Genomic DNA, 15681 nt, shown 5'->3' on the forward strand with positions numbered 1-15681 from the left:
CCAACGTGCCTGACGCAACGTCAGACAAACAGGAACGCCGCCGACGTCGCCGTGCCGAGCGCGCTGCCCGCCACCGTCTGGGCGACCGTGTGGTAGCGCAGGGCGACCCGTGACCAGCACACGGCGGCCACGACCGCGTAGGCGAGCAGCCACCACGGGGAGTGGACCACGGCGAGCAGGGTCACGACCGCCGAGGCGACGGCGGAGTCCACCGATATCTTCCAGACCGTGTTCACGGCGAGCAGGGCCACGGTCATCACCCACAGCCCGAGCATCGCGGCGAGGATGCCGGTCGGCGCGTTCCCGAGCACCATCACCGCCGCACCGGCGCCGACCGAGCCGAGGATGACGAGGAAGATCGGCGCCCGCTTGGTGCGGTCGACGACATGCCGGTCACCCCACGTGCCGCGCCGGCGCTCCCACTCGATGTACCCGGCCGGCACGATCCCGGCGCACACCGCCCCGAGCAACCCCCACACCAGCCCCGTCCACTCCCCGGCCGCGGCAAGCCCGACCCCGAGCATCCCGCCGACCAGCACGTTCCGGGGTTGCAGAGCGTCGGTGACGACGCGGGCCAGGGGGAGGGTGCGGGGCATGGGGGTCTCCGGGGAGCGGGGCGAGGGACTTCGGCGTGGTGGTCGCCGACTGTGGTCACCAGACGCTACCGGCCTGCGGTTTCCGGGCGTTCAGATGGTGGTTGGTCTCTCCCCGAGGGGAGAGAGGGTTCCGTCCTACTCGGCGAAGGTGCTCGGACTGCCGTGCGCGGTGGGGGAGTTGACGCGCCGCACGCTCTCCGTCGGCCGTGCTGCCGGCCCGCGCTCGCGCCCTCGGCGGAGGGGGGAAGCGGTGTTCTCGGTGTTTCCCCCGTGGGGTCAGGCCTGGTCGACCAGCCAGCCGTGGGCCACGGCTCGGGCGCCGGCCTGGAAGCGGCTGCGGGCGTCGAGCTTGTCCATGAGGTCGGCCGCGATCCGGCGGGCGGTGCGGGGGGAGACGCCCAGGCGTTTGGCGACGGCCTCGTCCGTGTGGCCCTGGGCGAGGAGGCGGAGGACCTCCGACTCCTGCGGGGAGAGGGGGGCGGCGTGGGCGGGCGAGGGGCGGGCGCCCAGCGGGGTGGCCTGGTCCCACAGCGCGTCGAAGAGGGCGCACAGGGCGATCACCGGGCCGGGGCAGGTGAGGACGAGGGTGTCGGCCTCGCTGTTCTCGTTGTCGAGCGGGATGAGCGCCGTCGAGCGGTCCGCGATCGCCAGCCGGAGGGGCAGGCTCGGCGCGGTGCGGACCTGGGCGCCCTGGTCGGCCAGCCGGTGGGCGTGGGCCAGTGCCGACGGCTTGCAGCGGATGCTGTCGAGGTAGAGGGTGCGCATCCGGACGTTGCGGCGCAGCAGCGCCTCGTCCCGGGGCCGGGTCACCGCGAGGTCGGCCTCGGTGAGGGCGCCGCCGGGTGCGAAGACCAGGTACTCGGAGCGGACGCCCTTCGCCAGCAGCCGGATGCGGTCCCTGACCTCTTCGACGCCGTTGAGCCGTTCTATTCCCTGGAGTTCGCGCAGGCGGGCCGCGGAGAATTCCTCGGCGAGTCGCATGGAGATCAGTCGGATATTCTCCAACCTCCCCTGCTCCGCCGCGATATGGGCCTGCTGCTGGGAGATGAGGGATTCGACTCCGATCGCCGGGTTCACCGCCTGAAGTACCAGAGGCTCGCTCGACATTTCCCGAATGAGGGCCAGCTCGCTGAGTCGGTCGAGGCTTTTCGACAGATCGTGTTCACTCAGTCCGAGTCGACTGTGCAACTCGTTGAAACCGGCCTGCGGCTGGGAGAGGAGGGTGCGGTAGACGGAAGTACAGGTCTCATCGAGACCGAGATCCTCCAGCATGCACAGTCCCTTCTGCGGATGACGGGAATCCGCTGACCTTACTGGAACCTTCAACAAGGCTTCACATCTTAGCCATGGTCAAGGGCTGTCAATCCCTGAATAGGGGTCAGATTCAAGACAACAAGTTCCGGTCAGTGTAGAGGGCATCCGGTTGAATGTCTGGAAATGACAGCCAAGGTGACGCATGCTCCCGGCGCATATCTGAATCAGGTGTAAATCGATAGAGCGGAATATTTTCCGCCGTTCGATTCGATGAGATCTGATTTCAGGTATTTCGTGGTGAATGGCGGCCCGTCCGCGCAGGCCGTCATGGGCACGTCATGCCCGCGGGGGTGCGGGTACGGGTCTCTGTGACGCGGCTGTGGGCGCGTTCGCTGTCCCGGTGGCTATTGTCTCGGTCCGCACTGCGGACGGTCCGTACTTTTACTCGGTCCATAGGTCGGTCGATTCATGCATTCATCGGTCGTTTACCCGACCGGCCCATCAGGACGGTTTATGCAGGTGCCGGATAAGGACACCTGGGAAGGGTGACGCCGCCCCTCTTCCCGGAGATGCTTACAGCATCGGAATCTTCTGCTCCGGAAGGGCAGAGCCGATAGGGAAGCCCGTGTGCAACCCGTGCAAGGAAACTCTGCACGAGGAAACCCTGCGCAAGGAACCCCTGTGCGAGGAAGTTCTGCGCGGGGAATCCGGGACGGTCGCGACGGCCACTGAGGGCGGGGTCACGACGTATGAGGGACGCATCCGGTCCCTCGGTGACTGATTTTCCGTGGCCGCGGTGAGAGCAAAAGGCTTTGGGGATGACGCGATGAGCAAGACAACGGGCGGCGACGACCGCCAGCACCAGACACCCGACGCGGTGTCCAGCCTGCTGAACCGGGTCCGGCGACGGGCCCCGTCCAGCACCGGCACGGGGGGAACGGCCCCCGCAGGCACCGCAGGCACCGCAGGCACCGCAGGCACCGCCGCCACCACGGCACCCGGCCGCCCCCCGGAAGACCCGGCACCCGGCCGCACCCCGGGAGACCCGGCACCCGGCGCGACGTCGGAACCGGCGGCGCCCGACGAGGCCCCGCAGGACGTCACCGGCCTCGCCTCCCGGATCGCGGCCACGGCGTCCCGGCTGCTCGGCGCGGCGGACCTCGACCCCGAGACCGACCTCTTCGACGCGGGCGCGTCCTCCGTCGCCGCCGTCGAGTTCGTCGCCGCGCTGCGCCGGGAGCACGGCGTGCGGCTCAGCCTCGACGACGTCTTCGCCGACGCCCGCCCCCGCAGGCTCGCGGAACACTGGCTGGCCGCCCGAGGCGCCGACGCCTCACCGGGCACCGACGCCGCTGCCACCGCGACCGACGCCGACGCCCAAGTCACCGGAGCCACCACGGCCGTTGGAGCCCCCGGGGTCACCGCACGCGCCGCCGCGCGCCCCGGCGCCACCGCCATGGCGCTCGCCGCGTCCGGTGCCGGGCTGCCGCTGATCCTCGACGATCTCGCCCGCGCCGACGCCCTCCCCTTCGTCGCCGCCCCCGACCCCGTGGCACCCCGCCGCATCCTGCTCACCGGCGCCACCGGATTCCTCGGCGCCCACCTGCTGTTCGACCTGCTGCGCCGCAGCGACGCCCATGTGGTGTGCCTGGTCCGCGCCGCCGACCAGGAGGCCGCCGAACGCAAGCTGGCCGACGCCCTCACCGGCTACCTCATGCCCTGGTCGGGCGAGTTGCGGCGCCGGATCACCGTCCTGCTCGGCGACATCGGCAAACCGCACCTCGGCCTCGACGACGCGGCCTGGCGGGCGCTCGCCGACGACGTCGACTCCGTCGTCAGTGTCGGCGCCGCCGTCGACTTCCTGCGCGGCTACGCCTCCCTGCGCCAGACCAACGTCCTCGGCCCGCTCACCCTCGCCGAACTCGCCGCCACCGGGGCGCCGAAGCCGTTGCACCAGGTCTCCTCGACGGCCGTCTACAACGAACTCGGCATCGCCGCGATGGACGAGGACTCGCCGCTGGGCCGGGTCGACCGGATGATCGGCGGCTACAACCAGTCCAAATGGGCCGCCGAGGTCGCCCTGCGCCGGGCCCGTGAACACGGCCTGCGCGTCACGCTGTTCCGGCCCGGCGGCATCGCGGGGCACACCGTCACCGGCGCCCACAACCCGCTCGACCTCAGCACCGGGCTGCTCGGCGCCTTCACCCGGATGCGGACCCTGCCCGCGTTCCGCAGCATGAACGTCGCCCCCGTCGACTGGATCAGCCGGGTCGTCGCCGCGATCATCTGCGACCCCGACGCCTGGGGCCAGACCTACAACCTCACCGGCCGCCCCGGCACCCTCGACGGCATGGTCCGCGAGATGCAGCTCAGCGGCATGAACGTCGAGGTCGTCGACTGGGAGGAGTGGCGCGCGGACTTCCTCGCCTGGGCCGCCAAGGAACAGCTGCCCCAACTCGACTTCCTGGTACGGATGATGGAGAACCGCACCGCGCACAAACTGTGCGAGGCGTTCCTGCACTCCCCGGCCGCCACCAGCCACCGCACCGACGCCTTCGTCGCCCGGCACAACCTGCCCCCGGCCGAGGTGTACGGTGCCGAGGCGCAGACCGCGGCGTTCGAGCGGATGGCCCAGAGCGGCGTCGCCCGCCTCCCGCACCGTGACGACGAGCCCTACCTGTCGTTCGGGGAGACCATGCGCGGGCGCCTCGGCGCGGCCGGCGCGGCGCCCGACACGTTCGCCCACCTGAAGCTCACCCTCTCCGTCGCCGGCATGTACCAGCTGGTCAAGCACCGCCGCGTCGACGTCCGCGAGGGCGGCACCCTGCGCTGCGCCCGGCTGCACGCCGAGCCGCTCACCGTCACCGGCGGCGACCTGTGGGTGCGCCCCCAGCACGGCGTGCCGCGCGGCCCCGGCATCCGGCATCCGCTGCTGCGCTACCGGCTGCGCCTGCGCGACGCCGACGGCCGACTGTGGTGGCTGGAGGGGCAGAAGACCGCCCGCGCCCGCCGCGACCTGCTCGCGCAGTGCTTCACCCTCGCCGTCGAGATCGGCCGCGAGGGCGAGGAGGCCACCGTCACCGGCGTCCTCAAGGTCCCCCGCAAGAGCTACCTGCCCGAACAGGTCGACGGCATCAAGGTCAAGTCGTCGCTGTCGGGCAAGGAACGCCGCCTCGCCAAGCTCACCTGGATGGCCTGGTTCGGCTCCCAGATCGGCCAGGGGCTGATGGAACCCATGCTGCGGGCCGGAGCCGAACTCCTCGACCTGCGCGCCGACACCACCCCCCGCCCGATCGACCACAAGGAGCTGACCCGATGATCCTGCGCTCCCTGCGGCGCGCCGGGCGGATCGCCGCCCGCACCGCCCCCGCCCCGCTGCGCCGCGGCCTCGACGGCGTCCGCGTCACCCCGCGCCCCCTCGTCGCCCACGGCCTCACCGGCGCCGTGCTCGAACACATCCCGCTGCGCGTCGCCGACGGCACCCACCTCGCCCTCTGCCGCGTCCACCGGGGCGACGACCTGCCCCGCCCCGCCGTGCTGCTGCTGCACGGACACACCGCGTCCGCCGACATGTTCACGCTGCCCGAGACCCGCAACCTCACCGAGGCCCTCCTCGACGCCGGTTACGAACCCTGGCTCCTGGACTGGCGCGGCAGCTGCCGTCTGCCCTACAACGAACGCGGCCCCCGCTACAGCTACGACGACGTCGCCCTGTACGACATCCCCGAGGCCGTCGCCCACATCCGCAGCCGCATCGGAGCCGACGCGCAGCTCTTCGCCGTCGCCCACTGCATCGGCGCCCTCACCCTGTCCCTGAGCCTGACCGCGGGCCTGGTGCCCGGCCTGTCCGGCGTCGTCGCGCAGGGCGTCTTCCTCACCCCCAAGCTGTACGGCAAGTCCCGGCTGCCGATGATGATCGGCCCCGAACTCCTGCGCGGCCGCCAGAGTTACCAGGCCGTCGACATCCGCAAGGCCGGGCTGTTCTCCAGCCAGACCCTCGCCTTCGCGCTCGCCGCACGCGGCGCCGAATGCACCGACCCCACCTGCCAGATCCTGCACAACTCGGCCTGGGGCATGGGCGCTTCGCTCTACGTCCACGAGAACCTGCACCCGCGCACCCACGACCGGCTCGCCGAACTCTTCGGCTCCGCCCCGCTGTCCACCACCGCGCACCTGCGGCAGATGGACCTCGCCCACACCGTCGGCCGCTGGCACCAGAGCGACCGCCGCTACGCCGCCCTCCCGGTGGACGCCGTCGCCGCCGCCGGGCGCATCGACTGCCCGGTCCTGCTGATCTCCGGCAACGAGAACAAGTTGTGGGCCGACTCCAACAAGGTCTGCCACGAGGTCCTCACCAGCCGCCATCCCCACCTGGACGTCCGCTACACCGAGGTCGCCGGGTACGGCCACGTCGACCCGTTCATCGGACGCGGCGCCGCCTTCGACGTCTTCGGGCACATCGTGAACTTCCTGGACGAGCTGCGTTAGAGCCGACCGCCGCTCCGCCTCCCCGCCCCGCTCCTGTTCTCCCGAGTCACAGAGGTCCCCACCCATGAACGCAGCGAACCCGTCGGCCGACGCCGCCTCCCCCTACGAACCCATCGCCGTCGTCGGCGTCTCCTGCCGCCTGCCCGGCGCCCATGACCCCGCCGCCTACTGGGAGTTGCTCAGTACGGGCCGGGACGCCGTCGTCGACGTGCCCGAGGAGCGCTGGCCCGCCGGGACCGCCGCCGGGTACCGCAGGGCCGGGCTGATCGACGACGTGGCCGGCTTCGACGCCGGGTTCTTCGACATCCCGCCCTACGAGGCGGCCGCGATGGACCCGCAGCACCGGCTGATCCTCGAACTCGCCTGGCAGGCCCTGGAGGACGCCCGGATCGTCCCGGAACGGCTGCGGTCGTCGGCGACCGGCGTGTTCATCGGCGCCAACGGCGACGACTACGCCGTGCTGCACGACCGGCACGCCACCGGCTCCGCCTATGAACTCCCCGGCACCCAGCGCGGGGTCATCGCGGGCCGGGTCTCCTACCAACTGGGGCTGCGCGGGCCGAGCCTGACCGTGGACACCGGTCAGTCGTCCTCGCTGGTCGCCGTGCACGCGGCCTGCGAGAGCCTGCGCCGGGGCGAGACCGAGGTGGCGCTCGCGGGCGGCGTCAACCTGGCGCTGCTGCCGGAGACCACCGACACCATCGGCCGGTTCGGGGCGCTCTCGCCCGACGGGCGCTGCCATGTCTTCGACGCCCGCGCCAACGGCTATGTGCGCGGCGAGGGCGGCGCCGTCGTCGTCCTCAAGCCGCTGTCCGCCGCGCTCGCCGCGGGCGACCCGGTGCTCAGCGTCATCCTCGGCGGCGCCGTCAACAACGACGGCGGCGGCGCCGGGCTCACCGTGCCGGACGCGGACGCCCAGCGGGACGTCATCCGCACCGCCTGCGCCCGCGCCGGGATCACCCCCGACGACGTCCAGTACCTCGAACTCCACGGCACCGGCACCCCCGTCGGCGACCCGGTCGAGGCCGCCGCCCTCGGCGCTGCCCTCGGCGCCGGGCGCGCCGACGAGGCACGGTTGCTGGTCGGCTCGGCGAAGACCAACATCGGCCATCTGGAAGGCGCCGCCGGTGTCGCGGGCCTCCTCAAGGTGGTCCTCAGCATCCACCATCGCCGGATCGCCCCGACCCTCCACCACCGCACTCCGCACCCCGACATCCCGCTCACCGACCTCGGCCTCGCCGTCGCCGACCACGCCCAGGACTGGCCCGCGCCGGGCCGCCGACTCGTCGCGGGCGTCAGCTCGTTCGGCATGGGCGGCACCAACTGCCACCTGGTCCTGGCCGAGTTGCCGGACCCGGGTGCCGGTGTGGCCGGGGAGCCCGGTGGCACCGAGGACTCCGACGCCGTCGAGGAGGCCTCGGTCTCCGAGGGGGCCGCCGCTCCCTGGATTCTCAGCGCCCGGTCCGCGCCCGCCCTTCAGGCTCAAGCAGCCGCCCTGGCCGATCACTTGACGGACCGTCAGGACATCGCCCCGGCCGCCGTCGCCGCCTCTCTCGTCCGTACCCGGGCCGAGTTCGAGCGGCGTGCGGTGGTCCTCGGCGGCGACCCGGACGCCCTCGGCGCGCTCGGGCGGGGGGAGCCGCACGACAACGTCGTCACCGGCACCGCCACCCCCGGCCGCACCGCCTTCCTGTTCCCCGGGCAGGGCACCGAGTGGCCCGGCATGGCCCGCGAACTCCTGCACACCGCACCGGTGTTCGCGGCCCGGCTGCGGGAGTGCTGCGCGGCCCTCGCCCCGCACCTGGAGCACGACCTGCTCGCGATCCTCCAGGGCACCGCACCCGACGACGCGCCCGGCCTCGACCGGCTGGAGATCGTGCAGCCCGCGCTCTGGGCCGTGATGGTCTCCCTCGCCGCGCTCTGGGAGTCCTACGGCGTCACCCCCGACCTGGTCGTCGGCCACTCCCAGGGCGAGATCGCCGCCGCCACCGTCACCGGCGCCCTCAGCCTGGCGGACGGCGCCCTCGTCGTCGCCCAACGCGCCCGGATCGTCGGCCAACTGGCGGGCCGGGGCGCCGGCATGCTGGCGGTCGCCGTGCCCCGCGCGGGGCTGCGACTGCCGGACGGGGTGTCGGTCGCCGTCGTCAACGGCCCCCGCTCCACCGTCCTGGCCGGACCGGTCACCCGACTCACCGCGTTCGCCGAGGAGTTGGAGAGCCAAGGACACCGCACCCGGCTGCTGCCCATCGGGTACGCCTCGCACTGCGCCCTCGTCGAGGAGGTCCGCGAAGAACTCCTCACCGCGCTGGCCCCGGTCCGCCCCCGCGCGACCACGATCCCGTTCGTCTCCACGGTCACCGGCGAACTCCTCGACACCACCGGCCTGGACGCCGCCTACTGGTACGCCAACCTGCGCGAGACCGTCGACCTGACCCACGCCCTCGACACCGCCCTCGGGCAGGGCTGCGCCGTGTTCGTCGAGTGCGGCAGCCACCCCGTCCTCCTGGACGCCGTCGAGCAGGCCGCCGAGGCCACCGGCCGCACCGCCGCCGCCGTCGGCACCCTGCGCCGCGACGAGGGCGGCACCGCCCGCTTCACCCGCGCCCTCGCCGAGGCCTACGTCCACGGCGCCCCCGTCGACCGCACCCTCCTCGCCCCCGGCACCCGCACCACCGCGCTGCCGACCTACGCCTTCCAGCGCGAACGGCACTGGCTGGACGCCGAATTCGCCGCACCGCAGGCCGAGCAGCGCACCCCGAGGCGTCCGGCGCGGGAGCTGCTGCGGCTGATCACCGACACCGTCGGCGGGGTCAGCGGCACCGAAGTCACCGACGCCGGGCTGCCGTTCAGGGAACTGGGCCTCGACTCGCTGGGCGCGCTGGAGCTGCGGCGCCGGATCGCCGCCGCGACCGGACTCACCCTGCCCGCCTCCCTCACCTACGACTTCCCCACCCCCCAGCGGCTCGCCCAGGAGCTGGGTGACCGGCTCGACGGCGCCCCGCGCACCCCGGCGACCCCCGCGCCGCGCGCCCGCGCCGACGCGGACGACCCCGTCGTCATCGTCGGCATGGCCTGCCGTTACCCGGGTGGCATCGCCTCCCCCGAGGACCTGTGGCGGGTGGTCGACGAACACATCGACTGCACCAGCGAGTTCCCCACCAACCGGGGCTGGGACCTGGAGGCGCTGTCCGGGGAGGGCTCCGGCACCAGTTACGTCCACCGCGGCGGATTCCTGCACGACGCCGACGAGTTCGACGCGCCGTTCTTCGGCGTCAGCCCCCGCGAGGCCCAGGCCATGGACCCGCAGCAACGGCTGCTGCTCGCGACCTCCTGGGAGGCGCTGGAGCGCGCCGGGATCGACCCGGCCGGGCTGCGCGGCTCCGACACCGGCGTGTTCGCCGGTCTCATGGTCGGTGACTACGGACCCCGCCAGGACCGGCCCGCCCCCGGCACCGACGGTCACCTCCTGACCGGCGCCCACCTCAGCGTCGCCTCCGGGCGGATCGCCTACACCTTCGGCTTCAACGGGCCCGCGATGTCCATCGACACCGCCTGCTCGTCCTCCGGGGTGGCCCTGCACCTGGCCGTCGAGGCCCTCAAGCGCGGCGAGTGCTCCCTCGCGCTCGCGGGCGGCGTCACCCTGATGTCCCGGCCGGGCACGTTCGTCGAGTTCAGCCGGCAGAAGGGGCTGTCGCCCGACGGCCGCTGCAAGCCGTTCTCGGCCACCGCCGACGGCACCGCCTTCGCCGAGGGCGTCGGCATGCTCGTCGTCGAACGCCTCTCCGCCGCCCGCCGCCTCGGCCACACCGTGCTGGCCGTGGTGCGCGGCACCGCCGTCAACCACGACGGCGCCAGCAACGGCCTCACCGCCCCCAACGGCCCCGCCCAGGAGAAGGTCGTGCGCCGCGCCCTCGCCGTCGCCGGGCTCGGCCCCGCCGACATCGACGTCGTCGAGGCGCACGGCACCGGCACCTCGCTCGGCGACCCGGTCGAGGCCGAGGCGCTCATCGCGACCTACGGTCCGGGGCGTCCGGCGGACCGGCCGCTGCTGATCGGCTCGGTGAAGTCCAACATCGGTCACACGCAGGCCGCTTCGGGCGCCGCCGGCATCATCAAGGTGATCCACGCGATGCGCCACGGCACCCTGCCCGGCATCCTCCACTTCACCGAGCCGAGCCCGCACGTCGACTGGAGCGCCGGTACCGTCGTCCCGCTCGCCGCACCCCGGGCGTGGCCCGAGGTGGACCGGCCGCGCCGGGCGGCGATCTCCTCGTTCGGCATCAGCGGCACCAACGCCCACATCATCATCGAACAGCCCCCGGCCGAGCCCGAGTTGACGGTGGAACCGGTCGACGACACCCCGCTGGCCTGGCCGCTCAGCGCCGCCACCGAGACCTCCCTGCGCGCCCAGGCCGCCCGCCTGCACGACCGGCTCACCGCCGACCCGGAGCTGCGCCCGCTGGACGTCGCCCACTCCCTCGCCACCACCCGCGCCCGCCTCGACCACCGCGCCGTCCTGCTCGGCCGCACCCGCGCCGACCTCCTCGCCGGGCTTGCCGACCTGCGCGAGCGGGGCTTCGCGGCGAACGCCGCCACCGGCACCGCCCGGGCCGCCGCCCAGACCGCGTTCCTCTTCACCGGACAGGGCGGCCAGCGCCCCGGCATGGGACGTGAACTGCACGCCGCGTTCCCGGTGTTCGCCGCCGCCCTCGACGAGACGCTCACCGCGCTCGACGCCCACCTCGACCGCCCGCTGAAGCAGATCATGTGGGCCGAGTCCGGCACCGGAGACGCCGCGCTCCTCGACACGACCGCCTACACGCAGCCCGCGCTCTTCGCCTACCAGGTCGCCGCGTTCCGCCTGCTGGAGTCCCTCGGAGCGCACCCCGACGAGGTCGCCGGGCACTCGGTCGGCGCGATCGCCGCCGCGCACGTCGCCGGGGTGTGGAACCTCGCTGACGCCGCCCGCCTCGTCACCGCCCGGGGCCGCCTCATGCAGGCCCTGGAGGCGCCCGGCGCGATGGTCGCCGTCGGCGCGTCCCACGAGGAGGTGCTCGCCGGACTCGCGGGGCAGGAACACCTGTGGGGTGTCGGCGCCGTCAACGGCCCGTCCAGCGTGGTCATTTCGGGCGACGAGAGCGCCGTTCTCGCGGTGGCCGAGAGCTGGCGTGAGCGGGGGCGGCGGGTGAAGCGGCTGACCGTCTCGCACGCCTTCCACTCGCCCCTGATGGAGCCGATGGTCACCGACTTCGCCGCCGTCCTCGACGAACTCGCCTTCCACGAGCCGCAGTTGTCCTACGTCCCCGATCTGATCGGCACCGTCGAGGTGGGCTGGCACGAACCGGCGTACTGGCTGGAGCAGGTCCGCCGCACGGTGATGTTCCGCTCCCTGGTCACCGAACTGGAGGAGCGCCGCACCACCGCCTACGTCGAGGTCGGCCCGCGCGCCGTGCTCGCCGCGATGACCCAGGAGTGCCTGACCGCCCCGGCCGCCGTCACGCCGTTGCACCGCCGGGACCTGGACGAGGCCGACGCCCTGCGCGCCGCGCTCGCGGAGGCCCACTGCGCGGGCGTCCCCGTCGACCTCGCCGCCCTCGCCCCCGGCGGACGCCGGATCGACCTGCCGACGTACGCCTTCGACAACCGGCGCGCCTGGGTCACCGAGGACCATACGGCCGACGTCGGCCCGGCCGGACTCAGCCCCGCCGGGCACCCCCTGCTGCGGGCCCGCATCGAGCGCGCCGACGGCAACGGCACCGTCGCCACCGGGCGGCTCACCCTCGCGGACCTGCCCTGGCTCGCGGACCACCGGATGGGCGGCCGCCTCGTCGTGCCCGGCACCGCCGTCCTCGACCTCGTCCTGGACGCCGCCGACCACCTCGGCCTCGCCCGTGTCGAGGAGCTGACGTTCGAGGCCCCGTTGATCCTGCCCGAGGACGGCGCCCTGCATCTCCAGGTCGCCGCCCAGGACGGCGCCGTCCAGGTGCACTCCCGCACCGACACCGACGGGGAGTGGGTCCGCAACGCCTCCGCCACCGTCACCGACGCCGACGCCGACGCCGACGCCGCCCCGGCCACCGCCTACGACTGGGCCACCGCCTGGCCCCCGGCCGACGCGAGCCCGGCCGACTTCTCCTACGACCGGCTCGCCGAGACCGGCTACGAGTACGGGCCCGCCTTCCAGGCCGCGGGGCGGATCTGGCGGCGCGGCGAGGAGACGTTCGCCGAGGTCGCCCTCACCGAGGGGCTCACCGCCGACGGCTTCGGCCTGCACCCCGTGCTGCTGGACGCGGCCCTGCACCCCTACGTCGCCGCCGACCCGGACGGCGGACTGCGGCTGCCGTTCGCGTTCCAGGGCGTCACGCTCGCCGCGACCGGTGCCACCGCCCTGCGCGTCCGCCTCGCCCCCGACGGCCCCGACACCCTCGCCATCCAGGCCGCCGACACCGCCGGCACCCCGGTCCTCACCGCCGAACGGCTGAGGGTGCGCGCCCTGCCCACGGCCACCGCGGGCCCCGTGCCCCACCTCCACCGGGTCGCCTGGGAGAAGCTCCCCACGACCCCGGCCGCCGCCCTCACCGGCCTGGTCACCCTCGACGGCCCCGACGACCTCGACGCCCTCGCCGGGTCCCTGAACGGGGGAGCACGCCCGGAGCGGGTGCTGCTGCGCGCGGGCTCCCTGGGGAACACCCTCACCGTCGTCCGCCGCTGGCTGACCGAAGAGCCGTACGACGGGCTGCCGTTGACGGTCCTCACCCGGGACGCGGCGGCGACCGGGCTGGAGTCGCGGCCCGCCGATCCCGAACAGGCCTCCGTCTGGGGGCTGTTGCGGACCGCGCAGTCGGAGAACCCGGGACGGTTCACCCTCGTCGACCTCGACACCCCCGACGCGGAAGGGACCCTCGCGGCCGCCCTCGCCACCGGGGAACCGCAACTCGCGGTGCGGGGAGGGGAGTTGTACGTGCCCCGGCTCGCCAAGGACAGCGCGGCGCTCGCCCTGCCCGACACCCCGCTGTGGCGCCTTGAGGCACCCGAGGGCGGCGGCTCCCTGGACGCCGTCGCGCTGGTGCCGTGCGACGCGACCGACCGGCCGCTCGGCGCGCACGAGGTGCGGTTCGAGACGCGGGCCGCCGGGCTGAACTTCCGCGACGTGATGATCACCCTCGGGCGGATGGAGTACACCGCCGGGCTCGGCTGGGAGGCCGCCGGTGTCGTCACCGACGTCGGCTCCGAGGTCACCCACCTGACCGTCGGCGACCGCGTCGCGGGCATCACCGTCCAGGGCAGCGGCTTCGCCCCGGTCTCCGTCGTCGACGGCCGTGACCTGGTCCGCATCCCCGAGGGCTGGTCCTTCGTACAGGCCGCCGCCGTGCCGCTGGCCTGGGTGACCGCCCACTACGCGCTCATCGACCTGGCCGGGCTGAAGGCGGGGGAGAAGGTGCTGATCCATGCCGCCGCCGGTGGTGTGGGCATGGCGGCCGTGCAGGTCGCCCGGCATCTCGGTGCCGAGGTGTTCGGGACGGCGAGCCCCGGCAAGTGGGACACGTTGCGTGGACTCGGCCTGGACGACGCGCACATCGCGAACTCGCGTGACCTGGAGTTCGAGCGGCGGTTCCCGAAGGTGGACGTCGTCCTCGACTCGCTGGCCGGTGAGTTCGTCGACGCGTCGCTTCGACTCCTCGGGGACGGGGGGCGGTTCGTGGAGATGGGCAAGACCGACATCCGCGACGCCGACGAGGTCGCCGCACACCATCCCGGCGTGGCCTACGACGCCTTCGACGTGCAGGAGTTGGCGGCCGAGCACCGGGGCCGGATGCTCACCGAGGTGCTGCGGCTCTTCAGCGAGGGCGAGTTCACGCCGACGCCGGTCACCACCTGGGACCTGCGGCGGGCGCCCGAGGCCCTGCGGTACCTGAGCCAGGCCCGGCACACCGGCAAGGTCGTCCTCACCCTGCCCCGCCCCCTCAACCCCGACGGCACCGCCCTGATCACCGGCGCCACCGGCACCCTCGGCGGCCTCGTCGCCCGGCACCTCGTCACCGAGCATGGCGCCCGGCACCTGCTGCTCGTCGGCAGGCGCGGCTCCGCCGCCGACGGCATGCCCGAACTCCAGGCGGAACTGGAGGAGTTGGGCGCCGAGGTGACCGTCGCCGCCTGTGACATCGCGGACCGGGACGCCCTGGCCAAGCTCCTCACGGCACTGCCGGCCGGGCACCCCCTGACCGCCGTCGTGCACGCGGCCGGCGTCATCGACGACGGCGTCCTCGCCCAGCTCACCCCGGAACGCCTGGAGAAGGTGCTGCGGCCCAAGACCGAGGGCGCGCGGGCCCTGCACGAGCTGACCGCCGATCACGACCTGACCCACTTCGTGCTGTTCTCCTCCATCGCCGGGATCATCGGCAACGCCGGACAGGCCAACTACGCCGCCGCCAACGCCGCGTTGGACGCCCTCGCCGAGCGCCGGGCCCGCGCCGGGCTCGCCGCCACCTCCATCGCCTGGGGGCTGTGGGACCAGGAGAGCGGCATGACCGGACACCTCGGCGCCGCCGAGAAGGCCCGCCTCGCCACCGCGGGCGCCCTCGCCCTGGCCACCGAGGAGGGGCTCGCGCTGCTCGACGCGGCGATGGCCGGACCCGAACCGGCCGTCGTCGCCTCCCCGTGGGACCTCGGCGCCCTGCGCGCCCGCGCCGCCCGGGGCGACGAACTGCCCGCCCCGCTGCGCGGACTCGTGCGGGTCCGCCGCCGCGCCGCCGAATCCGCGCCGACCGCCGCCGCGAGCGGCCAGAGCTTCGCGGACACCCTCGCCGGGCTCGACCAGGACGCCGCACGCCAGCGGGTCACCGACGCCGTGCGCACCCTCGTCGCCGGCACCCTCGGCTACGGCGCCGACTCCGCCGTCGCCCTGGACCGCGCCTTCACCGAGCTGGGCTTCGACTCGCTGACCTCCGTCGAACTGCGCAACCGGATCGCCGCCCTGACCGGCCTGCGGCTGCCCACCACGGTCGTCTTCGACTACCCGACGCCCGCACAGCTCTCCGCCCACCTCCACGACAAGCTCGCCGCCGAGGCACCCGCCCGCCCGGCCGCCGGGGTGCTGACCCTGGACGAGCTGGAGAAGGCGCTGCGCGGCGCGGCCGGGCAGGCCGGCGCGGACGACGCCGTCCGCGAGGGCCTCGTCCGCGTCCTGCGGCAGACCCTCGCCGGGCTCGACACCCCCGCGACCGGGCCCGACACCGCCGACGGGGCCGCCGGACCGGCGGGGTCCGCCGGGCAGGCGCAGCCGTCGTTCGACTCCGACGAGGAGATGTTCGCCTACCTCGACCAGCAGATCTGACCCCACCCG

General features: G+C 73.8%; 5 protein-coding genes. 3 read left to right on the plus strand and 2 right to left on the minus strand.

The window, feature by feature from the left end:
* Positions 1 to 20 precede the first annotated feature (20 nt).
* Together ACIQOU_RS04265 and ACIQOU_RS04270 are read right to left on the minus strand one after the other, a co-directional pair.
* Positions 21 to 596: a hypothetical protein gene (locus ACIQOU_RS04265; RefSeq protein WP_401533744.1), complete on the minus strand. Its 576-nt coding sequence runs from the start codon at positions 594 to 596 to the stop codon at positions 21 to 23.
* Positions 597 to 872: 276 nt separating this feature from the next.
* On the minus strand, positions 873 to 1868 hold the full coding sequence (locus ACIQOU_RS04270) for a LuxR C-terminal-related transcriptional regulator (RefSeq protein WP_401533746.1): 996 nt from the start codon (positions 1866 to 1868) through the stop codon (positions 873 to 875).
* An 808-nt stretch (positions 1869 to 2676) separates the two neighbouring features.
* Here ACIQOU_RS04270 and ACIQOU_RS04275 point away from each other — a divergent pair.
* The 3 genes from ACIQOU_RS04275 to ACIQOU_RS04285 all read left to right on the plus strand — a co-directional run bounded on the left by ACIQOU_RS04275 (position 2677) and on the right by ACIQOU_RS04285 (position 15672).
* The gene (locus tag ACIQOU_RS04275) at positions 2677 to 5169 is read left to right on the plus strand and encodes a thioester reductase domain-containing protein (protein WP_401533748.1); all 2493 of its coding nucleotides are present in this window, start codon (positions 2677 to 2679) and stop codon (positions 5167 to 5169) included.
* The gene (locus ACIQOU_RS04280) at positions 5166 to 6338 is read left to right on the plus strand and encodes an alpha/beta hydrolase (protein WP_401533750.1); all 1173 of its coding nucleotides are present in this window, start codon (positions 5166 to 5168) and stop codon (positions 6336 to 6338) included. Before ACIQOU_RS04275 ends, ACIQOU_RS04280 begins: the two co-directional genes overlap by 4 nt.
* Positions 6339 to 6402: 64 nt before the next feature.
* Complete coding sequence (locus ACIQOU_RS04285; RefSeq protein WP_401533751.1) at positions 6403 to 15672, plus strand: type I polyketide synthase; 9270 nt, start codon at positions 6403 to 6405, stop codon at positions 15670 to 15672.
* Positions 15673 to 15681 lie beyond the last annotated feature (9 nt).

It is taken from the genome of Streptomyces sp. NPDC091279, assembly GCF_044757465.1.
Lineage (GTDB): Bacteria > Actinomycetota > Actinomycetes > Streptomycetales > Streptomycetaceae > Streptomyces.

Bases quoted from the DNA above. Each gene is read 5' to 3' on its own strand.
- ACIQOU_RS04265 (WP_401533744.1), bottom strand. From the start codon at position 596: ATGCCCCGCACCCTCCCCCTGGCCCGCGTCGTCACCGACGCTCTGCAA.
- ACIQOU_RS04270 (WP_401533746.1), bottom strand. From the start codon at position 1,868: ATGCTGGAGGATCTCGGTCTCGATGAGACCTGTACTTCCGTCTACCGC.
- ACIQOU_RS04275 (WP_401533748.1), top strand. From the start codon at position 2,677: ATGAGCAAGACAACGGGCGGCGACGACCGCCAGCACCAGACACCCGAC.
- ACIQOU_RS04280 (WP_401533750.1), top strand. From the start codon at position 5,166: ATGATCCTGCGCTCCCTGCGGCGCGCCGGGCGGATCGCCGCCCGCACC.
- ACIQOU_RS04285 (WP_401533751.1), top strand. From the start codon at position 6,403: ATGAACGCAGCGAACCCGTCGGCCGACGCCGCCTCCCCCTACGAACCC.